This is a genomic window from Psychrobacter sp. 16-MNA-CIBAN-0192, from assembly GCF_040309565.1.
Lineage (GTDB): Bacteria > Pseudomonadota > Gammaproteobacteria > Pseudomonadales > Moraxellaceae > Psychrobacter.
Window position 1 is genome coordinate 1 of record NZ_JBEOOX010000689.1, and the last position, 239, is coordinate 239.

Sequence of the window (239 nt, forward strand, 5' to 3'; positions counted from 1 at the left end):
GCTCAGGGCCCTGGCCTTCGTAACCGTGTGGCAGCAGCATGGTCAGACCGCAGAGACGGCCCCACTTGTGCTCGCCGCTGGTGATGAACTGGTCGATCACGACCTGAGCACCGTTGGCGAAGTCGCCGAACTGGGCTTCCCAGATCACCAGCGCGTTTGGCGTGGTGGTCGAGTAACCGTATTCGAATGCCAGTACCGCTTCTTCCGAGAGGAACGAGTCGTACAGGTCGAAACGTGGC

Annotated in this window: 1 protein-coding gene; it reads right to left on the reverse strand. The window is 61.1% G+C overall.

What is annotated here, in order from left to right; genetic code table 11:
- The coding region (locus AAEY78_RS14870) for a hypothetical protein (protein WP_352340255.1) at positions 1–239 on the reverse strand (239 nt) is incomplete at both ends.